Genomic DNA, 21,025 nt, shown 5'->3' on the forward strand with positions numbered 1-21,025 from the left:
TGAGTAGTTTATCCATTTTATATATAAATAGTATCCATGACTGCCGAAAAAATGATCATTGTAACCGGTAAGCAATACCTTGAGCTAAAACAAAGTTTAGAAAGCGGCGAGGGGCTTACCTATAATATAGGTACTGATAAACACCCCGAAATAGTTAAGATCACCAACATTTATATGGACACCGATCCTGACTTTACCCGCAACCCGCGCCAGTTTGCCCGGATGCATGAAGACCTGAACGTGCAGGTGAAATTGGAGTACCTGGCAGAGTAGTAAACTTTTCCAGGCCGGTTTTCCACAATCTAATGATAATCGCTTATTTTTAGGCCATGCATCATCCTGAAGATAATCCCTGGAAAATAACTTCGCAAAAAAACATTTATGATAACCCCTGGATCAACGTTACCGAATACCAGGTGATTAACCCGGCCGGTAATCCCGGTATTTATGGTAAAGTACATTATAAAAACCTGGCCATAGGTGTTTTACCTTTAGATGAAGAACTAAATACCTACCTCGTGGGCCAATACCGTTTCACGTTAAACCAGTACAGCTGGGAAATGCCCGAAGGCGGCGGTCCTGAGGGAACAGACCCGCTTGATTCGGCCAAACGTGAGTTACTGGAAGAAACCGGTTTAAAAGCTTCCCGGTGGACAGAGATTCAGCGTCTGCACCTCAGTAATTCGGTAAGCGATGAGCTCAGTATATTGTACCTGGCCCGCGGTCTTGAGCAGTTTGAAGCCGAGCCTGAAGAAACCGAGCAACTGATCATCAAAAAAGTGCCTTTTGCCGAAATGTACCGCATGGTTTGTAATAGCGAAATTACTGATGCCATGACTGTTGCCGCAGTGCTTAAAGTACAGTTGTTACTAACAGAAAACCGTTTGTAAATTACCGCTTTGCCGAAAAAAATATAACTTCGCCTACTGATGAAAAAGTTATTAGGATATATCCTGTCGCCTATTGCCATAATTGCGTTTTTTTTAGCCCTGGTTATTTTTCAGCCCATCCAGTGGATTTGTTTTCGTTTTTTTGGCTATGCCGCGCACAAACGTTCGGTTGATATCCTGAATTTATGCCTGTTCCGCACTTTTTATATCATAGGTGATACGGTGACTTTCATCAATAAGCAGAATTTGCCTGTGGGGAGGCCAATGATATTTGTGGCCAATCATCAAAGCCTGCTCGATATCCCCCCGCTTATTTATTACCTGCGTAAGTATCACGCCAAGTTTGTTTCTAAAATAGAGCTTACCAAAGGGATCCCCTCTATCAGTTATAATCTGAAACACGGCGGCGGTGCTAATATCGACAGGAAAGACTCCCGCCAGTCCATGACCGAAATGATAAGTTTGGGCGAGCGCATGAAAGCCAATAACTGGTCGGCAGTGATCTTTCCGGAAGGCACCCGCTCTAAAGATGGCGTAGTACGATCTTTTCAGCCGGGAGGAGTTGCTATGCTGCTAAAAAAATGCCCTGAGGCATTGCTGGTGCCCATCGCCATAAAAAATAGCTGGAAAGTTGTACGATATGGCTTTTATCCGCTTAATACTTTTATATCCATGAGCTGGACGGTGCTTGAACCCATTGAGCCCGGTAAAACCCCGATTGGCGACCTTGTATTGGAAGCCGAGAACAGGATCAAAGCCGCGCTGTCCTGATTTCGGATCTCGGAGTTTCGATTTTGGATTTTTTTATTTTGTTCATTTCATTCCGTCCCATTAGGGTCTCTCGCAGATTTAAGTTTACCCATAAAATCAATAGTCAAATTGGGTAATCTTCATAAGTTGAACCCCTCTGGGGTTCAGGTAAGGGGTGTGACGTTATTTCTACAAACCTTTTCCCCCTCCGGGGGATTTTTACGTTTTAATAAACAAGTATTAGTTGCACAAGGACAGGTGCACCAGAGGTGCAAAAGGGTTGTAGCTCGTAAAGATATAGAATATCCTTTCCCAACTGGTCGAAGTTTAGCGATAGCGTAACTTCGTCCTAAAATGTCTTAAGCTTTCAGCTTAACTATACAATCAATTTACTTTTCCGCTTCCGCAAGCAGAATGCTTGCCCTGTTTTGGGACGAAGTTACGCTGACGCTAAACTTCGACCAGTAAAAAAACTCCTTCCTCTTTAATTTCGAAATCCCAAATCCGATATTCGAAATGCAATCAACCTGTTAATAATCAGGTAAATGTTAACAAATAAATCACACGTTATTTACGTTAATATGAAACGTTATCGCTTATTTTTATAGACCCATAAAAGAGGTCGCCTAAAATTTACCTAAAATAATTTTTATGACCTGGAGAAAATTCAGCGGCGAAGTAATCCAATCGCCCATTATGGAAGAGGTTGAAAAGGCAATTGAACGCGAAGCCCTCCTCGGTAACAAGCTAAAAGTATGTATCGGCACCGACTCGCAAGTTAAAGGATCCGTAACGGATTTTGCAACGGTGATCGTGTTTCTGCGCGAAAAACGCGGCGCTTTTATGTTCATACACCAGGAACGTACTTCGCAAAAAATGAGCATTAAAGAAAGGATGCTGAGCGAAGTGCAGAAGTCTATCGACATTGCTTACAAGCTTTGTGATTTGCTCGACCTGTATGATGTGGAGCTTGAGGTACATGCCGACATTAACACCAACCCGATGTTTAAAAGTAACGCGGCCCTGCACGAGGCTATGGGTTACATCCTGAGCATGGGTTTTGTGTTTAAGGCCAAGCCCGAGGCTTTTGCAAGCTCATACTGCGCCAATAAAATAGTGCAGTAAATTTGCCGAAACCCAAAGCGTGTATCTATATTTGATATTAAAACATATCAGATATACCTATGTCGCCACTTATTGAAATCAACGACCCGGCTTTAGCCGCACAGGATACTATTCTTATTGATGCCCGCGGAGGGCAGGACTCTTACCAGCGTTACCTGGCAGGCCATTTAAACCACGCCATCTATGCCGACCTCGATCAGCACCTTACCACTAAGCCCGATGACCCTGCCTTTGGCGGCAGGCATCCGTTGCCTAATATACAGGAGTTTGCTGTATTGCTGGGCAACTGGGGCATTACACCTAAGAGCCATATAGTGGTTTATGACGACAAATCTGGCGCGTTCAGCGCATCGCGTTTGTGGTGGATGCTGAGGGCAATTGGTCATGAAAACGTACAGGTACTAAATGGCGGCTTACAGGCTGCTAAAGATGCAGGTATAACATTGAGCACAGAAACTTATACGCCAACAGCGGTTGATCCGTATCCGGTAACACACGAATATGCAAATACTGTTGAGATAGCGGAGGCTGGAGAAGCTGCACAGGATCCTTCAAGGCTGGTTATTGATGTGCGCGAAACGCCACGTTATTTGGGCCAAACAGAACCTTTGGATTTGATAGCCGGCCATATCCCCGGTGCTTTAAATCTGCCTTATATCAACAACCTCGGCGCCGACGGTAAGTATTTACCCGCTGATGAGCTGCGCAAGGCTTACGATGCCGCAATTGGCGATGTAGCACACAGCGAAGTAATAGTTCACTGCGGATCGGGTGTTACAGCCTGTCATACCCTGCTGGGCATGGATTACGCGGGCATCAGCGGCCCGAAGCTTTATGTTGGTTCATGGAGCGAATGGTCAAGAAGGGATTTGCCGATAGGAAAGGAAGAAAGGTAGGATAACCTATTCTGCCGCCGCTCGGCTCCAGCCGAGTGGCAATTATCCCCAGGCCTCTGGCCTGCGTATGCCGGCGGCCGGGAGGCCGCTTGATAGTTACCACCCGGCTGGAGCCGGGCGGTGGCGTGTGGGACGAGCCCATCAAAACACTTACCCATCCACCCTTGTTACCCCATAGTGAAAACATACATTTTAAAAAGAGAACAGTCTATCCCCATCACTCTTAACAAGGCCTGGGATTTTTTCTCGTCGCCCTTAAACCTGGCCAGGATCACCCCGAATGATATGCGTTTTGTGGTAACGTCTGATTATACCGAAACAACCAAAATGTATGCCGGTATGATCATCACCTACAAAATATCACCGTTGCCAGGCATCAAAATGAACTGGATGACAGAGATCACCCATGTTGATGACAAAAAGTATTTTGTTGATGAGCAGCGTTTTGGCCCTTACGCGCTATGGCATCATCAGCATCATTTTAAAGAAATTGAAGGCGGTGTACATATGACTGACCTGCTGCATTATGCTATCCCTTATGGTGCGATTGGCAGGCTGGCGAACACTGTTTTTGTTAAAGGCAAGGTAGGACAGATCTTTGATTACCGTACCAGGGCGATAGAGGATCTGTTTGGGAAGTACAAGTATTAAACCACGGGTTGAAAGCCAGCGGTAGTGTTATATTAAAAGATATTAATGCCTGCTTCCCTGTATGCCGAAAGTTCTTCATTGTCGGGAGATACATCGGTAATGATGGTGTCCAGTTCTGTTACCGGACCTATGTAATAAGAATCGGCTTTATTTATTTTTTCTAAGGTGGATAGGGCGATGGTTTCTTTTGAAACTTCGATCATCGTTTTCTTGATCTCGGCTTCTTCATAATCCCTGGTAGTGATACCGATAGTTGGATGTACACTGCAGATCCCGAAAATGCAAAGATCGGCCCGGATGTTTCTGAATGCGTTGATGGTTTCGTGGCCGATGGTAGTAAAGGACGATTTATACAGACGCCCACCGGCAAATATCACCTCAACCGTTGGATGATCTTCAAGCGCGCTTGCAACCGGAAAGCTGTTGGTAACTATGGTGATCCTCAAGTCATCCGGCAGACTTTGGGCCACAGCTAAGGTTGATGTACCGCCATCAAAAAGTACAACCTGTCCGTCTTTTAAAAAGCTTAATACTTTAGATGCGATCACCTTTTTTGATGCAACATCATGCTTTTCCCTCGCGCGGTAATGGTGCGGAATGGGAGAGTGGGCAACCGCGCCGCCCCTTACTGCTGTTAACAACTTTTGATCGGCCAGCACTTTAATGTCGCGGCGTACGGTATCTTCTGAAACATTGAGTTTTTCGCTCAGTTCGGTAAGCATAACCTTGTTATCTTTTGATACGTGATCTAATATGATCTGGAGTCTTTCTTCTCTTACCATGATTGCAATATAATGCAAAGTTACAATTAATTTGCAAAATATTGCAATATTGTTTTGCTTTGTTGCATGAAAACGCAAGCAAAGAAAACTATCGCCATTGACATGGACGGCGTTATTGCCGATGTTGAACCACAGCTGATCAAATATTATGAACAGTTGTATGGCATCACTACAACCCTCGAAGCTATTGATGGCTTATCCCATGCGGAAGCTTTCCCCTTAGATGCCGTAACAAAGGCTTCACTCAATTTACCCGGTTTTTTCCGCACGTTACCGCTTATGCCCGGCGCTATTGAGGCTGTTAAAAAGCTGATGGAAGATTACGAGGTATACATCGTATCGGCAGCTACCGAATTTCCGTTGTCGTTATTTGAGAAGTTGGAATGGCTTCAGGAGCATTTCCCTTTTATTAGCTGGCGCAATATTGTGCTGTGTGGCGATAAAAGTATCATCCATACCGATTACATGATAGATGACCATTGTAAAAACCTCGACTATTGCAGCGGCAAAGCCATCATGTTTAACGCGCATCACAACAAACATGAGCACCAGCATGTGCGGGTTCACAATTGGGATGAGGTGTTGAACCTGTTTGAAATGGAAAAAACTTCTGCAGATTTAGCATAGCATAATCTACAGAAGTTTTTAATAACTACGAATCAAGTGCTTTCGGCTTTATGCCTTCTGCTTTCAGCTTTTATTTAAAAGCTATTTCGTATCTATCCGGTAATTAAGTGATGCCGAAACACTGGTGCCTGCACCGGTATTGCGCCCGGTAACAAAGGTACCTCCTGTTAAAAACAGCGACAGACTTTTAGCGAACGCATGGCCATAACTTAACGATACCTGGTTAAAGGCGAAGTTTTTACTGGCGCTTGGGTTTACGTTAAAATCCTTGTTGATACTGGTAGCATAGAAGCCCCCTACGCTTAATGAGATCTGTTCTTTGAACTTTTTATCAAGCGTTAGGCCGTAGGTAGCATTGTACCTGTCCTGGAAAACACTTTCATAGCCAAAGTATTCGCGTACACCGTTTTCAAGGATAAAGAATGAGTTTTTGCCGAATAAATGCCCGCTGCCTGCAAAGGCCAGTTTAAGTTCGGCCCCTTTTTGGTTGTAGCCCAGCGCTGTGTTGGTGTACATAGGTACAATAGCTGTGCCCTGTAGGCTGAAATAATATTTATAATTGATATTGGCCAGGTAATACCTGATCCCCACTTCCAGGTCCTGGAAACCTGAGCTTTTGCTGGTGCCCAGATCTGTACTAAAGGTGTTCATCACATACGGTGCCAGCACCGACAGGGTAAACCTGCGACTTAAACCAACTTCTGAATATAAGGAATAGTTCCATGAACTGAACTTGCCGTTATTGGCAAATGCTCCTTTATGGCTATCGGCATCCCAGGCTTTATTGGCAAAAAAGTAAGTTGCCGATGGCGACAGCGAGATCCTGCCCGGCCTTACCGGGAAACCTCCGGCATAACTTTTACCTGTGGCTAAGGCAAATACTACCATCCCCCCAAGCAAATATTTTGATACAGTATTTTTCAAGGTCATGTGTGCAGATTTTAATCGTTTTAAAATAAACCAAAGGTGTCGCGCGTCCAACGGCCCTCATAATCCTTGTATACCTGGCTCACCTCGTGCCCAAGGTTTTTAAATACCATTAAGTGCTTATCGCCATGCATCGAATTGAACACCGCGTAGCCATTGCCTGGTGGTACATATGGGTCCAAAAGGCCTAAGCCCAAAATAGTAGGACATTTTATGGTTGTTACAAAGTTTTTGGTGTCGTAATAATCAAGGTTGTTGAGTACCTGGTTAAACGTTACGCCGGGCTTGCTTAAAACATATTTTTTAATGTCGTTAATGGGCCATTCAACGGTGCCAACCAGGTTCCGGATATCGCTCATGATAGGGTTTTGTGCCGAGCAAAGTGTAACCCTATGATCAAGGCCGGCAAGCGCCAGGGATAAGTAACCACCCATACTGCCGCCGGTAGCCAGGATCTGATCGTGCCTTAAATTAGGCTGCGCATAAATAAAATCAACCGCGCGTACGCAATCCATAATCACGCCGCGCATTACATACTTGTTTTTATCCTCAATATGATAGGAGATAAAGGCATCGCGCTCGGTATGGATCACATCGCGGCTGGTACCTTGCCCACGGGTATTAAGCGTGATGATTACCAGGTCGGGATCGAGGCCTACTATGGGGTATAGCTTTACCTGGTAGCCGGGTAAGCCAAGCAATACCGAAAACTTCTTGTTTTTATTTTTGCTGATGGGCACCGTCATGTAACCGCGGATGGTAAGGTTATCCAGCGATTTCATTTCTATTTCGTAAACCTTGCGGTTTTCGGTGTTCATGGATGGCACTTCGGTGATTTTGTAATTGGGTTTCACTTTGGCCAGCTCATCTTTGGCGGTTTGCCAAAACTGGTCAAAGTCGGCCGGCCTGGCATATTGCGACCGGATTTCCTCCGGCCTGATCCCAAAAGCGCGACGGGTGGTATCGTCATAATCGCTTACATTGATCATCATGTTAACCTTGTAAAAACCTGTTTTTAGGTTGGGTACCTCAAAATCATATTTGGAAGTGCTTTTTTTGCCCAGGTTTACCGGCTTTGACAGGGTTTTAACAATTTGCCCATTTTCGGTAGTGATATTGTATGATATGCTGCCTTCCTGGTTAGTATCATAAGTGTTTTTAATTTCAAAGCTGAACGAGGCTGTTGAACTGAATATACCATCCTTATTATTGATAGTTAATACCGTTGATACTTCATCATCACCACCGCTTTTGCCGGTATTCTCCGCCGGATCTTTTTCAGTTTCCTGGGCCATGGCCGGTAGGGCGGCACACCAGGTCAGTAAAGCGAAAGCAATAATCAGTAATTTGTTAGCGTTTTTTAACATGTTGTAATTAGGCTTTAATCTTAGCTGATTCATTTTCGGGATTACGTGCTTTGTTTTTAATCAGGAAATCAGACTTACGGATATAATGATTAAGTGGTTCTTCAATTAATTTAAACAACGTTATGGAAACGACATTTAAAACGATAAAGGCATACAAAAGGTTTAAGCTATCATACTCAAAAGGCGAATGCCAGTCAACACCCCATTTATCATAAAGCTCAAAAACATAATCGTTAAGACTGTTCATGCCCTGATGGATAAAATTGTACATAAAGCCTAAGTGGATCAGGTAAAATATGTAGGAGCTTTTGCCCAGCAGTTCAATAAAGGGGTGTGCTAAAAACTTTTTAAGGAGGGTAGTTTCGGTGAGCAGGCCATAAAAGAAAATGGCAATCGAGGTAGCCAGCAGATAGTTATTGGTTACAATACCCCAGGGATTATGCAAACCGGCCTCATATCCTTTCGGGATAGTTAACGTAGACATGATCCACACGCAAAAAAAGACCAGGAAAAAGCCCAGGTAAGTGAACTTCTTTTTGCTTGTGCCATCCAGTTTTTGTTTGCGTACTATGAGCGCCAGCTGAATGCCCGCATAAAACTCAAAACATCGGCCTAAAAAGGTGTACAGCATCATGAACGTAAAGTTGCCGAAGAAACCGAACCAGTTTACATGACTAAAGATGAATACCAGCAAAGCCCCTAAACCTGTAACCGCAATAGGCTGGATATAAAACTTTTTGTATTTAGTGGCGACAAGGAAAATAAATGGCGCCGAAAAGTAAAAACATTCTTCAACCGTGAGCGACCAGCCCTGTGCAATGCCCGTAAACTTAAACTGATCAAAAAAGCCGCGCACAAAGACAATGTTCATGAAAAACATAACCACCGGGTTTTGCCCTGCCGTTACTGTTGGACTTTGCGTAAAATGATAAGCTATGAACGCCCCAATGGTAAGCAATGCATACATGGGATAGATGCGTGCAACCCGGTTTTTAAGGTATTGCAGAAACCAGGCTTTTGTTAATTTAAAACTATCAAAATAACGAAATGCGATCAAAAAGCCCGAAAGCACAAAGAAAATGGTAACCCCGATATGGAACTCGTTAAAGAAACGTTGCACAGAGTGGGGAAATTTCTCATCAAACACATAGGCAAAATGCGAAATGAAAACCAGGTAGGCCGCCATGGCCCTTACACCAGTTAATGCCGGGATATAATTGGATTGTGCTCGTTGTGACAAAATGGACGTATTTTAACTTTCAGATCAATTTAATTATACGTAAATGTTTGCAAAAGGGATACCAATGTTTAGGAAGTAACGGCTAACAAGTGTGATATTTTAAGTTGCAGTGGCAGCTTTTAGTTGCAGGGAGAAGAGTATTGATTTGCTTATTCGTTAAACCTGAACCGGGATTTGGGGGGATTGGCCGGATTGATGGATTTTACCTGCAAATCCGAGTAATCTCTCGCCGTTGTTGGTGTTGTCACCAACAACTTCTATTTGTTCAATACATCATATTCTTAATTGCTTTACCATTGATAGCCGAGGGTAAATGTTGTTGGTGACAACACCAACAACGGCAGAGAAACGGCGGAAGATTTTACCTGCAAATTCGAGTAATCCGGCAAATCCTATAAATCAAGGTTCAGATCACTTCCCTGCACCACGCCCTTGCTCAAAATCCTTTGATCAATGTAATACTGGATCTCTGATTTTTTCAATCCCCAGTTGGGGGCGATGAGCAGTTCGCGGTCGCTGAGGCCGAAGAGGCGCTGGATCACGATATCCGGGCGAACGAGGGGCAGTAACTCGCACAGAAAATCGGCATATTCATCAATGCCAAACAGGTGAAATGGTTCGCGTTTGTATTTTACGCCCATTACCGAGCCTTCAACAATATGCAGATGGTGGAATTTTACAAACTTGATCTGTTTAAAGCGGTTGATCTCGTCGGCATATTTCAGCATCATTTCTTTAGTTTCCCATGGGAAACCGAAAATAGTATGTACGCAAATATCCAGTTTTGAATTTTCGACCAAACTCAGGGCTTTTATTAGTTCTTCATGGCTGCAGCCCCGGTTGATCTGGTTTAGGGTTTCGTTATAGATACTTTCCATTCCCATTTCCAAATCAACATCAAAACGGTCGGTATAGCTTTCTAATAAAGCAATCTTTTCAGCGTCGATACAATCGGGCCGGGTACCTACCGAGAGGCCTACAATATCTTCAGTGCCATAGCTCAGGGCCTCATCATACAGCATTTTGAGGTAATGCGCCGGCGCGTAGGTATTGGTATTGGGCTGAAAGTAAATAATAAACTTATCGGCCTTGTTGCCTTTACGGGCACGTTCCATACCTTCTTCAACCTGCTGCCTTACAGTAGGGGCGTTGCGGCTAACCGAAGGGGTAAAAGAATCAACATTACAATAAGTACAGCCGCCGTAGCCTTTTGAGCCATCGCGGTTAGGGCAGGTAAAACCACCATCAACAATTACTTTAAACACGCGATGGCCTTTGTATTTTTCCTTAAGCCATGGCCCGTAATTATTGTAGCCTTTTTCCCAGGTTGTTATTGTTTGCTGTTCCACTTTACTTTCCTTTTGATGATTTCACGGATTGTTGTGATTATCACCGGTTGAGCGGCAAAGATAGTGAATTTGGCCGAGCTAATGGTTGGTGACAGTAGTGGAGTGTGTTTTTCGTCGCTAACATATAATCATGATCGTAGCAGGCTACTAAGTATATGAGGGCTCTCACATACATGTATATGTATGAGTTTGCAAAAAGGGGAAATTAACGGGTAAAAATACCGTGTTTTTACTGGTTGCGTTATGAGTTGTAACTATTAATTTCAAGTATATTATGTAGGGTTGGTAAATTGCTTGGAAGTATAGGCAATGGTGGGTTGGCTATAATCATTATAGGTTATTGCAAAGCGCACCTATTACTAAGATTCTGATAATTAATAGCAATCAATAAAACAACTAAAGATATGAACCCTTGGATTTGCGCACTTTTAATTTCTTTGGCCGGGATGGTTGGAGGAGTAGTTAATGCACTGCTAACAGATAACAAGTTTATTGTTCCTAAACTCAAAAATGGAATACTTTGCCCGGGTTTTCTTTCAAATATTTTGATCGGAGCCACATCCGCATTCAGTTCATGGTCGTTTTACGGATCCGGAGCTTCCATAGAGCTGGCGAAAACAACAGCCACGGTGCGTCAGGATATCAGTTTGACTTTTTCGGCACTTGCCGGTGCTTTTTTAGTAGGCGTCGCCGGTGCCAAATGGCTCACAAACGAAGTTGATAAACGGTTATTGAAGGAAAGCGTAAAGGAAGCAGCTAAAAAAGAGATAAGCCCCGATAAATGCGATAAAATTATAACACAATCGCCGCGGAAAATTCTCGAGGAGATACAACAGGCCTGAAGCATCACGCAAATCGTGAGTTATGTGGTCTATTTCGGCGCATCGGCAGGATATTGGTTCACCTTCAAATAAGTCTTTTTATAAGTGCTCAAAATCTCAGTTATTTTGGATGGGTCCCGTTTTTCAAACAGGTGAATGATCCATACGGTAATACGCAGCATCCCAACCGGGTTAACAATGCCAAGTCCCAGTTTATTGATATCACTATCCCTGCTGGCAATCTGCTTAGGATAAGCATCCCCGTTACGGGTAAACAGATCTTCGGCAAAGCACCAGGCGCCATCGCGGGCGTTGCTAAGGGCAAACTGGATGAGGATGGAATTATTTTGCGCATGCAGGCCCGCCAGTGACAGCAGCGGCGAGATCCGGTTCAGCTCGCTGATCACCTCGTAAGTAAGTGCCGAAAGTATAGTATTGATGGAATTAAAATCATTATGGACCTCGGTTAGCGGTTGGTTAAGGTTGCGCGCCACTTCAACAACAGCAACACCCAAATCAAGGTTGATATGCGCGTTCATGCCGATGAGCAGGTGCTGTAATACCAATTTCGACGATTTATCAAAAATGCCGAACGCCAACCGCCAGCAATTGGAGCAGGGCTGCTTTTGCTGCCAGCAACGATAGGCCGCGATGTACCTGTTGGCGAAGATCACGTCCAGCTGTTCCATGCGGGCAGGGTTTTCAAACTCACCGTTTTGGATGCCTTCCTTTACCTTGCAGGTAACCTTATGGTACAGGGCCGCGAAATACCCCGCCCGGCTGTCGGTTTTTATAGCGTCGGCAATAATAGCCTCTAACTGTTCAATAATCTGGTTAATAGTTTGGGCTGGTGCAATAGGTTCCATAGCAGGCAGATAAGTTCAGGTGAATTAATTATTTTAAAGATATGATTTTTGTTGGTCGAAAAATCAGGTAGTATCGGTCTTGGGTGCTATTGGGTAATTTGTGTATTTTCACAGCATTGTATACTAAACAACACCTGAGCTTTATGCGCAAATTTTTTACCCTCCTGTTACTGTGTGCTGCCTTTATGGATGCAGGTGCCCAGCAAAAAAACGTACTTAGCCGATGGAACCCCGGAAGCTATTACGACCTACAAAACAACAAAATAACCGGCTTTATTAGATGGAATGTCCCTAATCGTAGTCTTTTCAAAGGCGTAGGTGATGATTTTCTGTATCGTGTTACTGTTGATGGCGATAAACAAAAGATTAAAACTGCGCAGTTTCGGGCTTTTGTAATAGGGATAGATAGCTTCGTAGTATCGCATAATAAAGACCTTGAGCTTTTTCCTATTTTGCTGGTGCTTATTGATAGGCCAACCAAACTATATGTACGCCTGCGTTATAATCAAACTGCTGTGGGAGGCTTTGGTAGCGGAGCCACCATGTTTTACTCTAATCTTGACAGAACTTATTACTATGGCCCGGATCCCGACAACGTTACTGAGCTCGACCGCCAACATTTTATTGCAGTTATGAGCGATATAGTGAGCGATAAGCCGAGACTGGTGGAAAAAATCAAGAACAAAGATTACCGCAAAGGCGATATGGAGGACATTCTTGACGAATATTATTTTGAACGAAACGCCCAAATAGCTAAAGAGGAGGCAGAGAAGAAAAGTGAAGAGAAAAACAAGAAGAAGGGAGAGGCAAAAAATGTTGATGAATAACAATTAACGGCTAAATAGTGTATTGATAGTGAAATATGTTTTTAATTGTGGCGAAAATTTGCTGGTAATAATAATAAATTAATAATGTTTATCCCTTGAAGCGACGAGATTTGTAAAAGTGCTTTGAATGTACTAAAAACAAGCTTTTTAATAAAACCATAGCCAGTTTTATACGTACTAATTATAGTATTAATTAATTATTCACCTAAAATTAAACACTATGATTACGTTATTATTGGCATTAAGCGCAAGTGCACTATGTGGTTTTGTTGTTGCGCACAGTACAAAGGAAAATGAATGTTAAAAATAATAAGTTAAACGGGTAATTATGTGAAAAGGCTGATCAGAAATGATTAGCCTTTTTTGTTGAGGGCTTCTTTCGCTACCAATACAAATCCGGAGTGCTTTTAATAAAAATGACGTTTCCATAAGATATCTGATATTAAAATGTTGATGGCCGCAGTTTCTTCAATTTCCCCGCAAATCTTTTATCTGTTAAAGATACCAGGAAACTTTCGAGGTCGGTTTTTTCCTGTTCGGTCAGGCCCATAGGTGTATTGAGCAGCGTGTCGCGATTAATGGATTGGGGAACTATTTTATCCGGATCATTATAATAGTCAATGACCTGGCGCAAAGTCCTGAACATGCCGTTATGCATATATGGGGCGGTAATGGCAATGTTACGTAATGCCCCGATTTTGAACCTGCCCAGGTCGCTTTCCTTTTTCGTGACACAGGCACGGCCGCTGTCCCTTAATATTTTGCCATCATAAAGACCAATGGAACGGAACTCCACATCATTGAAGTCGGGGCCAAAATGGCACTGTATGCAACGCCCCTTAGAATTAAAAATCGCAAATCCCCTTTTAGCCGATTCGCTCACTGCTGCTTCATTATCATTCAGTCGCCAGTCATCAAACGGAGAATCACCGGTTTCAAGGGTCCGCTCGAACTCCGCTAACGCTTTGGCCAGGTTCGCCGCGTTCGGGGCTTCGTGGAAAACCGCGGAAAACGCAGCCTTATAGTAAGTGTTATGCCCAAGCCGCCATACGACCAGGGCTACCGGTAAATCCATTTCAATAGGGTTTTGCAATGGGATCAAGGCTTGTTGCTCCAGCGTACTTGCGCGCCCGTCCCAAAAAAAGGCTACCTGCAGGCTCATGTTCATTGCAGAGGGCGTATTACGCACACCCTTTCGCTGCTGTACCCCTAAACTTACGGCAGAGGTATCGGCAAAAGCAAAGTTCTCTTTATGGCAGGATGCGCAGCTGATCTTTTTGGTGCGCGATAATATCGGGTCAAAAAATAATTTCCGGCCTAATAAAGCAGCGGTTAGTGGTTCGGGGTTTTTGAAAGCACTTTGCGAAAGGATCATGATAACACTGAGCATACATAAAGTGGTACCAAACTTTTTCATTTTTAAATGCTTATTTAACAGTGCCTGCATTTTTAAATAAGAAGCCATTCGTGCCTGCTCTGCGGCCTTTACAAGTATCCTGTATTACATGAAACTTCAGCGAATCGCGCCGACCGAAGAATTCAACTTTATAAATTCCTTCATACTGCGCATTGCAAGTAGGGTCGGAAATGTAAAGCGTGTCCTGCTTCATATGATAGGTACCGCTCACGAATTCTTTTTTATTAATAAACCCGTCAAACGTACCGTTGGCCCTGAATATAGCCAGCAACTTAAACGGGCCTCCGGGCTGCGTACTGGAATATTCCCATTTGCCGACAAGCAGATTATTGTCATAAGTAAAAGACAATGCCATAAATAACATGAGCATAATAATGCTGAATTGATAAAGTTTTTTCATACCGATGCTTATGGTTAAGGAAGTTCAAAAAAAAGATATTTTAATCAGTCGGCCTTTAGCGTATGTTGCAAATACGTTCGTATTTGTTGCATGTGCCGGGACAGTCGATAGATTCTTTGTTTGAAGTGGATAAATACCTTTGCTACCTCCAGAGCTTGTGGTAAACATGTTAAGCATCAAAATCTGCTTGCGGTAGCGGGGGCCTGGAAAGGGTAATGACAGACAATTACCGTTATAATTTAAAGCTGGAGCAATTTGCCCAATTGACCAACCGCAGTTTGAACGCTGGTGCACGCGTGTCGCGTATACCTTACTATTATTTTATAAAAACTCAATATTAATTAAACCTTTACCGCCTGCATGGTCTATCGCACTTGAATTGCCAATATGAAGGTTCGGTAACAAAGCCGGCTTCTACCGCAACTCGCACAAAGCGTTGGTGTACTGGTGACTTTTGCTAATGCATCATCAATTAGTAGAAGAGTCACGGGTACCCCACATCTCAACCCAACGCTGCATACCCGCGCGAAGATAGTTGCGTTCTACCTGGCTGTTTACGATGTACACGTGCGCCGGCGAAGGATCATTATTTAATAAGCATCCGCTTGAGGTGCAGCAGGCTGTGCTGGTTGTACTAACTGTTGTTGCGGGATGTTCATTTGCCGCCCAAAAGATAGCCCATAATTATTTTCATACAGTTTACTGAAGGTCATAGCATCAAAAAAACCATTAACAAGTATGTATGATTCCCATAACAAATCACTCAATTCACCCTTGCTCTGTTCAATTTTAAGATTAAACCCATTTATTTTCTCAAATAATAAAGGCCTCGAATGTATTTTGTGCTCATCGTAATTCGAAAAATATATAACGGCCTGCTCAATAATCTTGTTATCACCACTACCTTCAAACATATATTGAGCTAACCAAGTTTGTACGAGCTCTTTTGACAAAGCTGCTGCATCATTGCATTGTTCAAGTTGCGCCAATGTATATTTTTCAATTAATGGAATATAAGCAGGTAACGCTTCTGGTCCCTCGTTTTTTATTGCCTCTTTTACGTTTTCAAATCCTCTAATTATAGATCTCGCAGGTATGCCGTTTAACTGAGGATCGATCGGGCCAAGGGTTGCACTTGGATGGAGCGTTATCGTGTCGCCTGATAAAGCAAGCATAGTTGCTGCTGAATAAGCAGAATGTGGCACTAAAAAATGAACTTTATTGAACCGGTTTCTCAGTACGGATACTATTCTTTCGGTTGCATCTGGACTACCTCCTGGACTATGTATCAAAACATCAATCTCTTTGACATTGGCGGCTATATTGCTGATGATATCGGTAAAGCCTTCTACGTCGTCAAGCAATATAGAATTACTGTTACCTGCATATTGAGCAAATGCGGAAGTAAAATTACTTGCGTAAACTATAAGGGGACGCGCTCTTAAAGCTTCAATGTCAGAATAACATTGCTTTCTAAGAGTGAGTAAGTCACCTCCTGTTTTTGGCCCAGATGAAATGTAGTTTGACCAGTCGAGTTTAGTAAGGATTTTAGTGCGTACGGGCGTTGTTGTTTGTGATGACGTGTCCATTAATGGTTGAGGCTATAGAAGTTGTTTGCTGCTTTATAGACCTCCCCATTGCGACATGGGTTCGTTTGATTATATTACTGGCTCTATCATAATAACTCAAAGCTGCCTTTGTGTTGTCATTTATTACTGAATCTGATTGAGCAATAAATAATTCTGTTATTTCAGTTGCCATGTTTGCTAAAATTGAGGAGTGCAAAGGTAAGGTTATAAGCGTTTTAATTGTTAATTGTTTTGCAATATTATGAATTTATTGATATATGCAAAGCAATTTAGCTTTTTTATTTAATTAACTATGGGTTGTATGTATAATTTCATTTAAAGAAATTATGCATGTTATTCCCGCTTGTGATCTGTGTTATGGTTAGATAAGTAAACTATAAAGTAAAGCAGAATCTTGCGTGATGTCAAGAGATGATGCTCACAAGCGAGGACACCCCACTGGCGCGTTGTAGCGTAGGAAAAGTGCCGGCGTATTCGTGACTTTAAAAGATTATAAGAAATTCCTATCCCCCCACAACCCCCAATACCCTGTTCACTGCCGATAAGCTCATTTCCAGCCTGCCGGCAATCTGCCTTTGGCTCAAGCCTTGTTTATGAAGCGCGAGCACATCGGCTGCGCGGCGTTGCCGTTCTACCTGGCTGTAGCGGCGCAGGTGTTTAACCTCATTATCGGTATGGGAAAATACAAACTGCAAAAAGCCGTTTAGCCTTTCCAGCCGGCCGAGGCATACGTTATGGCTGCCGTACATTTCGGCGGTGCTGCGTTGTTTTACCTGTTTAAGGTAGCGGTAACCGGGCAGGGTCTGGCTTTCGGCCATGGCGAAAGCGCTGTCGGCAAAGTTGATGAGCATTTTGCTGCCCTGAAGGTCGTTACGGGTAATGGGCAGTGAAGGGTTGCGCTTGGGCGTGTGGGCCAGCACCAGGATGCTGAGGCCATGCCGGGTTTTAAGCAGTTTGAGCTGTTTCATGAGCGAGAGCGCCTGGCTGCTGCGTTCGGTGCCGTTGCGCAGGCAGGTAATATTATCAATAATGAGCACCCTGGCATCGGTACGTTTAATAGCGCGACTAAGCGCGTGGGTAATAAACTCATCAAAAGTTTTAAAATCTTGCGGCAGGCCGGTCATCTGGTTAAACTCGCCGCGGTAAAAATTTTCGTGAAAGGTGTGGGTGGCGTTGCCGTCGGTATAGCGCTGTTCAAATTGTTTGCCGGTTAGTTCAAAATCAATGTAGAGAACCGGGCTGGGCTCGGCATCCATTTTAAAAGGTGTGATGGCTTTGCCGCGGGTAATGCTGTCGCCCAGTTGTACGGCCAGTAAACTTTTGCCCATATTGGTATCGGCAAACAGGATACACAGCTCACCCTCAAGCCAAAACTCGCCAAACAACATCCGGGGCGTTTGGCGTTCGCGTTCCATGGCCATCCATGTACTGGCCTGGTGGATAATAAAAGCATCGGGAGGGATAGCATCAGGGTCATAAACCCTCGGGCGGATCCCTCTTTTAGCGTCTCTTCGAGCCGCCTCGCGCACATCGGCGCGGATCATTTCCACAATGAGTGGTCGTCCATTTTTTTCAATCATAGCGTTATGTCGTTGATAAATTAATGCTTGGTGGTTAGGGTTAAGTCGTAAGTCAGAAGTCGTAAGTCAGAAGTCCCGGCTATAGCGGGAGAAAACCCGACTTATGGCTTCCGGCTTAGTACTCTTGACTTAATACCCCCGGGAAATTTTCATAAGCCCTCTCCTTTGGAGAGGGTTGGGTGAGGCCCAAATTTAGCTGCAGGTTTTTGCAATATTGGTGGCGCTGTTTTGTCAGTACCTTTCAGTAAAATGGAGGGTTCAAATAAAAACTTCAAAAAAACAGCAAAAAATACATGAAAAATACAAGGTGAAAAACGCGGTTGAACTGCTGCTTTAGTGAGCGGTTAAATTTACAGGTAAAAAGGTTTAATTGTTGATAATCAGATGTTTAACTATGTTTCATCAAAAAAGCTAAACTGTTGATTTTTAAGGTGTTTCAGAAAATACCTGTTTCGCGTTTCGGCTTTCAAAAAATGGGACACCCGGGTTTTTTAAAAAAAGAAGGGATCAGGAAATGTCAATTTTTTTTCGGGAATCAAAAAAAAGGACACCTCATTTGTTACAATTCCGGGGTGCAGGTTAAACACTACTTTAACTTGCAGTACCGCGCTTATAACAAGGCAAACCACCCATGCCGCAAACCATTTAAGCGATAGCCGGGTATTTATAACAGCTTTAAAAAAGAATATGGTCATTACCAGCAGCGCTAAAGCTGTGGCATAGGTAAACTGCTGCCAGCTGCTCACCGGTATATACCTGAACACATACACAGAAAACATGGCGCAGCTGCCCGCCAGGCTGGCAAAGCTCATGCGCCTGATAAAGACCCATTTGTTGGTTTCGAGCAGAATGATAGCCGCTATAACCATGACTACCCATTTACTGCATGCAACAACGTTGGATAACAATATGGCCTCGGGCGTAACCATATAGCCAAACTTTTGTTCAATGAACCATGCGGTTATCATGACTGATGCAGCAAAGTTTATGATGGCGGTTATGGCGTTTCGGGTGTTAGCAGGCATTTAAATCAGGCTCGGGGATTTTGGGTGATAAATGTATGTATTTATAATTTAATTAGGAAAGGAGGAGTTTGGTTCAAATAGTGTTGTTTTTGTCAGCAGGAAAGCTTTGGGCGAAACCGGGCAGAACAATGCTGGGTTTGTGGGTACGGAAGGGCATAGCAAGTTTTTGAAGAAGCAGTGGCTGGAGGGAGCGAAGCAGGGCAAAATAATTGCAGCCCATGGTTCTGGCTGGTTTGCAGGGTAAAGGCCCGTGCGGCAAAAAAGCCTCCCTGCTGACTTGATGTTTGGTTACTTTGCATCTAAGGTAAAGTAACAGCCCCTGCGGCAACTGAGCGGGCCAATGATTTTTGTTATTACTAAAGTACTTTCCTGCCTTATAAACGGGATGGCCCCCAAAACAACAATAGCGACAGGTAAGCCCGTCGCTATTGCATATATTATATAGGTGTAATTAATTACAACCCGAAGGCTGCTTTAACCTGGTCAACGTGATCAAGCTTTTCCCAGGTAAACAGCTCAACTTCGCGCTCCAGCTTGCTGCCGTCGTGGCCAACAAAAGTTTTGGTAACTATTTCATTAGGCCTGCCGAAGTGGCCGTAAGCCGCGGTTTCGCTGTAAATAGGGTTACGCAGTTTAAAGCGGGTTTCAATGGCGTATGGGGTCATGTTAAAAATGCCTTCTACCTTTTTGGCAATGTCGCCGTCATGCAGGTCGACCTTGGCGGTGCCGTAAGTGTTTACGTAAATACCCATTGGCTGCGCTACGCCTATAGCGTATGATACCTGCACAAGCACTTCATCGCACAAACCGGCGGCAACCAGGTTTTTAGCGATGTGGCGGGTAGCATAAGCGGCGGAGCGGTCGACCTTTGAAGGATCTTTACCCGAAAAAGCGCCGCCACCATGTGCACCTTTACCACCGTAGGTATCCACAATAATTTTGCGACCGGTTAGGCCGGTATCGCCATGCGGCCCGCCGATAACAAATTTACCGGTTGGGTTGATGTGATACTTAATATCGTCGTTAAAAAAGTGGGCATATTTAGGGTATTTGGCTTTAACCCGCGGAATCAGGATGCTGATGATATCGGCGCTGATCTTGGCGAGCATGGTTGGCTCGTCGTCAAAATCATCGTGCTGGGTTGAGATAACAATGGCATCGATACGCTGCGGCTTGTTATCATCGCTGTACTCCAACGTAACCTGCGATTTTGCATCCGGGCGAAGGTATTTGATCTCATTGTTTTCGCGGCGGATGGCTGCAAGCTCAATTAATAAAGCGTGGGCTATATCAAGGGCAAGCGGCATGTAGTTGTCAGTTTCAACAGTGGCATAGCCAAACATCATACCCTGGTCGCCGGCTCCCTGCTCTTCTTTGGCGGTGCGGTCGACCCCCTGGTTGATATCGGGCGATTGTTCGTGGATGGCCGATAGCACACCGCATGAACTGCCGTCAAACATATATTCGCCTTTGGTATACCCGATCCTGTTGATCACCTCGCGGGCAATCTTTTGTACGTCGAGATAGGCTTTTGATTTTACTTCGCCGGCTAAAAAAACCTGGCCTGTGGTTACCAGCGTTTCGCAGGCAACTTTCGATTCGGCATCAAATGCTAAAAAATGATCAATCAGAGCGTCCGAGATCTGATCGGCCACTTTATCCGGGTGACCTTCTGATACAGACTCTGAAGTAAATAAATATGACATAAAATTTAAATAAGTAAAGTAAAAATCGACTGGGAGGGTTTTAAGACGGATCGGGCGGTAAAAAGAAGCATGGTTTTAGCACTTTTTTACGTGGTTGCAATCCGGCTCCGGTGTAAAAGGGAGCATTAAATCAGTCCACATTCGGGCGGTAAAAATAAAACAAATTTCACAAAGCCGAAAATACATTTAC

At 43.9% G+C, this 21,025-nt stretch carries 21 protein-coding genes; 9 read left to right on the forward strand and 12 right to left on the reverse strand.

Going from position 1 to position 21,025, the window contains the following annotated elements; genetic code table 11:
• Positions 1–36 precede the first annotated feature (36 nt).
• The 6 genes from MusilaSJ_RS21730 to MusilaSJ_RS21755 all read left to right on the forward strand — a co-directional run bounded on the left by MusilaSJ_RS21730 (position 37) and on the right by MusilaSJ_RS21755 (position 4,312).
• Positions 37–273: a hypothetical protein gene (locus tag MusilaSJ_RS21730; RefSeq protein ID WP_274986899.1), complete on the forward strand. Its 237-nt coding sequence runs from the start codon at positions 37–39 to the stop codon at positions 271–273.
• Positions 274–329: 56 nt separating this feature from the next.
• On the forward strand, positions 330–890 hold the full coding sequence (locus tag MusilaSJ_RS21735; protein WP_274986900.1) for an NUDIX domain-containing protein: 561 nt from the start codon (positions 330–332) through the stop codon (positions 888–890).
• A 39-nt stretch (positions 891–929) separates the two neighbouring features.
• Entirely contained in the window at positions 930–1,661 is a 732-nt protein-coding gene (locus MusilaSJ_RS21740; protein WP_274986901.1) for a lysophospholipid acyltransferase family protein, read from the forward strand.
• 630 nt (positions 1,662–2,291) lie between these two features.
• On the forward strand, positions 2,292–2,765 hold the full coding sequence (locus tag MusilaSJ_RS21745; protein WP_090533971.1) for a ribonuclease H-like YkuK family protein: 474 nt from the start codon (positions 2,292–2,294) through the stop codon (positions 2,763–2,765).
• A gap of 59 nt (positions 2,766–2,824) precedes the next feature.
• Positions 2,825–3,661, forward strand: a complete 837-nt coding sequence (locus MusilaSJ_RS21750) for a sulfurtransferase (RefSeq protein ID WP_274986902.1) — start codon at positions 2,825–2,827, stop codon at positions 3,659–3,661.
• Between the two features lie 177 nt (positions 3,662–3,838).
• Complete coding sequence (locus MusilaSJ_RS21755; protein ID WP_274986903.1) at positions 3,839–4,312, forward strand: SRPBCC family protein; 474 nt, start codon at positions 3,839–3,841, stop codon at positions 4,310–4,312.
• A gap of 32 nt (positions 4,313–4,344) precedes the next feature.
• Here the strand turns inward: MusilaSJ_RS21755 and MusilaSJ_RS21760 are convergent, their stop codons facing one another.
• Positions 4,345–5,094 (reverse strand): DeoR/GlpR family DNA-binding transcription regulator, encoded by a 750-nt coding sequence (locus MusilaSJ_RS21760; RefSeq protein ID WP_274986904.1) that lies wholly within the window; start codon positions 5,092–5,094, stop codon positions 4,345–4,347.
• A gap of 66 nt (positions 5,095–5,160) precedes the next feature.
• Between MusilaSJ_RS21760 and MusilaSJ_RS21765 the strand changes: the two genes are divergently transcribed.
• Positions 5,161–5,721, forward strand: a complete 561-nt coding sequence (locus MusilaSJ_RS21765; RefSeq protein ID WP_274986905.1) for a 5' nucleotidase, NT5C type — start codon at positions 5,161–5,163, stop codon at positions 5,719–5,721.
• Positions 5,722–5,802: 81 nt separating this feature from the next.
• Here MusilaSJ_RS21765 and MusilaSJ_RS21770 read toward each other — a convergent pair whose 3' ends face one another.
• The 4 genes from MusilaSJ_RS21770 to MusilaSJ_RS21785 all read right to left on the reverse strand — a co-directional run bounded on the left by MusilaSJ_RS21770 (position 5,803) and on the right by MusilaSJ_RS21785 (position 10,604).
• Complete coding sequence (locus MusilaSJ_RS21770; RefSeq protein WP_274986906.1) at positions 5,803–6,651, reverse strand: hypothetical protein; 849 nt, start codon at positions 6,649–6,651, stop codon at positions 5,803–5,805.
• Between the two features lie 20 nt (positions 6,652–6,671).
• Positions 6,672–8,015 carry an acetylxylan esterase gene (locus MusilaSJ_RS21775; RefSeq protein WP_274986907.1) on the reverse strand — a complete coding sequence of 448 codons (1,344 nt, stop codon included), beginning with the start codon at positions 8,013–8,015 and terminating at the stop codon, positions 6,672–6,674.
• Positions 8,016–8,022: 7 nt separating this feature from the next.
• A complete protein-coding gene (locus MusilaSJ_RS21780) occupies positions 8,023–9,255 on the reverse strand; it encodes an acyltransferase family protein (protein WP_274986908.1) in 1,233 nt (410 codons plus the stop codon).
• A gap of 392 nt (positions 9,256–9,647) precedes the next feature.
• Positions 9,648–10,604, reverse strand: coding sequence for a tRNA modification radical SAM protein MnmL/YtqA (locus MusilaSJ_RS21785; protein ID WP_274986909.1), 957 nt, complete (start codon positions 10,602–10,604; stop codon positions 9,648–9,650).
• A gap of 404 nt (positions 10,605–11,008) precedes the next feature.
• On the opposite strand from MusilaSJ_RS21785, the gene MusilaSJ_RS21790 reads away from it, so the two are divergent.
• Complete coding sequence (locus MusilaSJ_RS21790; RefSeq protein WP_274986910.1) at positions 11,009–11,446, forward strand: DUF4257 domain-containing protein; 438 nt, start codon at positions 11,009–11,011, stop codon at positions 11,444–11,446.
• A 29-nt stretch (positions 11,447–11,475) separates the two neighbouring features.
• Here the strand turns inward: MusilaSJ_RS21790 and MusilaSJ_RS21795 are convergent, their stop codons facing one another.
• The gene (locus MusilaSJ_RS21795; protein WP_274986911.1) at positions 11,476–12,291 is read right to left on the reverse strand and encodes a DUF5995 family protein; all 816 of its coding nucleotides are present in this window, start codon (positions 12,289–12,291) and stop codon (positions 11,476–11,478) included.
• Between the two features lie 143 nt (positions 12,292–12,434).
• Between MusilaSJ_RS21795 and MusilaSJ_RS21800 the strand changes: the two genes are divergently transcribed.
• Positions 12,435–13,118, forward strand: a complete 684-nt coding sequence (locus MusilaSJ_RS21800) for a hypothetical protein (RefSeq protein WP_274986912.1) — start codon at positions 12,435–12,437, stop codon at positions 13,116–13,118.
• Positions 13,119–13,560: 442 nt separating this feature from the next.
• Here MusilaSJ_RS21800 and MusilaSJ_RS21805 read toward each other — a convergent pair whose 3' ends face one another.
• From MusilaSJ_RS21805 to metK, 6 genes are all read right to left on the reverse strand, one after another.
• Positions 13,561–14,535: a cytochrome-c peroxidase gene (locus tag MusilaSJ_RS21805; protein ID WP_274986913.1), complete on the reverse strand. Its 975-nt coding sequence runs from the start codon at positions 14,533–14,535 to the stop codon at positions 13,561–13,563.
• Between the two features lie 10 nt (positions 14,536–14,545).
• On the reverse strand, positions 14,546–14,935 hold the full coding sequence (locus MusilaSJ_RS21810) for a hypothetical protein (protein ID WP_274986914.1): 390 nt from the start codon (positions 14,933–14,935) through the stop codon (positions 14,546–14,548).
• 590 nt (positions 14,936–15,525) lie between these two features.
• Positions 15,526–16,524: an SDH family Clp fold serine proteinase gene (locus MusilaSJ_RS21815; protein ID WP_274986915.1), complete on the reverse strand. Its 999-nt coding sequence runs from the start codon at positions 16,522–16,524 to the stop codon at positions 15,526–15,528.
• A 503-nt stretch (positions 16,525–17,027) separates the two neighbouring features.
• Positions 17,028–18,104 (reverse strand): AAA family ATPase, encoded by a 1,077-nt coding sequence (locus MusilaSJ_RS21820; protein WP_274986916.1) that lies wholly within the window; start codon positions 18,102–18,104, stop codon positions 17,028–17,030.
• A 491-nt stretch (positions 18,105–18,595) separates the two neighbouring features.
• Positions 18,596–19,129 (reverse strand): hypothetical protein, encoded by a 534-nt coding sequence (locus tag MusilaSJ_RS21825; protein WP_274986917.1) that lies wholly within the window; start codon positions 19,127–19,129, stop codon positions 18,596–18,598.
• Positions 19,130–19,584: 455 nt separating this feature from the next.
• Positions 19,585–20,835: a methionine adenosyltransferase gene (gene metK, locus MusilaSJ_RS21830; RefSeq protein WP_188834572.1), complete on the reverse strand. Its 1,251-nt coding sequence runs from the start codon at positions 20,833–20,835 to the stop codon at positions 19,585–19,587.
• Positions 20,836–21,025 lie beyond the last annotated feature (190 nt).

It is taken from the genome of Mucilaginibacter sp. SJ (assembly GCF_028993635.1).
Taxonomy (GTDB): Bacteria; Bacteroidota; Bacteroidia; order Sphingobacteriales; family Sphingobacteriaceae; genus Mucilaginibacter.

Coding starts and splice junctions, on each gene's coding strand:
- MusilaSJ_RS21730 (WP_274986899.1), top strand. CDS start 37: ATGACTGCCGAAAAAATGATCATTGTAACCGGTAAGCAATACCTTGAG.
- MusilaSJ_RS21735 (WP_274986900.1), top strand. CDS start 330: ATGCATCATCCTGAAGATAATCCCTGGAAAATAACTTCGCAAAAAAAC.
- MusilaSJ_RS21740 (WP_274986901.1), top strand. CDS start 930: ATGAAAAAGTTATTAGGATATATCCTGTCGCCTATTGCCATAATTGCG.
- MusilaSJ_RS21745 (WP_090533971.1), top strand. CDS start 2,292: ATGACCTGGAGAAAATTCAGCGGCGAAGTAATCCAATCGCCCATTATG.
- MusilaSJ_RS21750 (WP_274986902.1), top strand. CDS start 2,825: ATGTCGCCACTTATTGAAATCAACGACCCGGCTTTAGCCGCACAGGAT.
- MusilaSJ_RS21760 (WP_274986904.1), bottom strand. CDS start 5,094: ATGGTAAGAGAAGAAAGACTCCAGATCATATTAGATCACGTATCAAAA.
- MusilaSJ_RS21765 (WP_274986905.1), top strand. CDS start 5,161: ATGAAAACGCAAGCAAAGAAAACTATCGCCATTGACATGGACGGCGTT.
- MusilaSJ_RS21770 (WP_274986906.1), bottom strand. CDS start 6,651: ATGACCTTGAAAAATACTGTATCAAAATATTTGCTTGGGGGGATGGTA.
- MusilaSJ_RS21775 (WP_274986907.1), bottom strand. CDS start 8,015: ATGTTAAAAAACGCTAACAAATTACTGATTATTGCTTTCGCTTTACTG.
- MusilaSJ_RS21790 (WP_274986910.1), top strand. CDS start 11,009: ATGAACCCTTGGATTTGCGCACTTTTAATTTCTTTGGCCGGGATGGTT.
- MusilaSJ_RS21795 (WP_274986911.1), bottom strand. CDS start 12,291: ATGGAACCTATTGCACCAGCCCAAACTATTAACCAGATTATTGAACAG.
- MusilaSJ_RS21800 (WP_274986912.1), top strand. CDS start 12,435: ATGCGCAAATTTTTTACCCTCCTGTTACTGTGTGCTGCCTTTATGGAT.
- MusilaSJ_RS21805 (WP_274986913.1), bottom strand. CDS start 14,535: ATGAAAAAGTTTGGTACCACTTTATGTATGCTCAGTGTTATCATGATC.
- MusilaSJ_RS21810 (WP_274986914.1), bottom strand. CDS start 14,935: ATGAAAAAACTTTATCAATTCAGCATTATTATGCTCATGTTATTTATG.
- MusilaSJ_RS21815 (WP_274986915.1), bottom strand. CDS start 16,524: ATGGACACGTCATCACAAACAACAACGCCCGTACGCACTAAAATCCTT.
- MusilaSJ_RS21820 (WP_274986916.1), bottom strand. CDS start 18,104: ATGATTGAAAAAAATGGACGACCACTCATTGTGGAAATGATCCGCGCC.
- MusilaSJ_RS21825 (WP_274986917.1), bottom strand. CDS start 19,129: ATGCCTGCTAACACCCGAAACGCCATAACCGCCATCATAAACTTTGCT.
- metK (WP_188834572.1), bottom strand. CDS start 20,835: ATGTCATATTTATTTACTTCAGAGTCTGTATCAGAAGGTCACCCGGAT.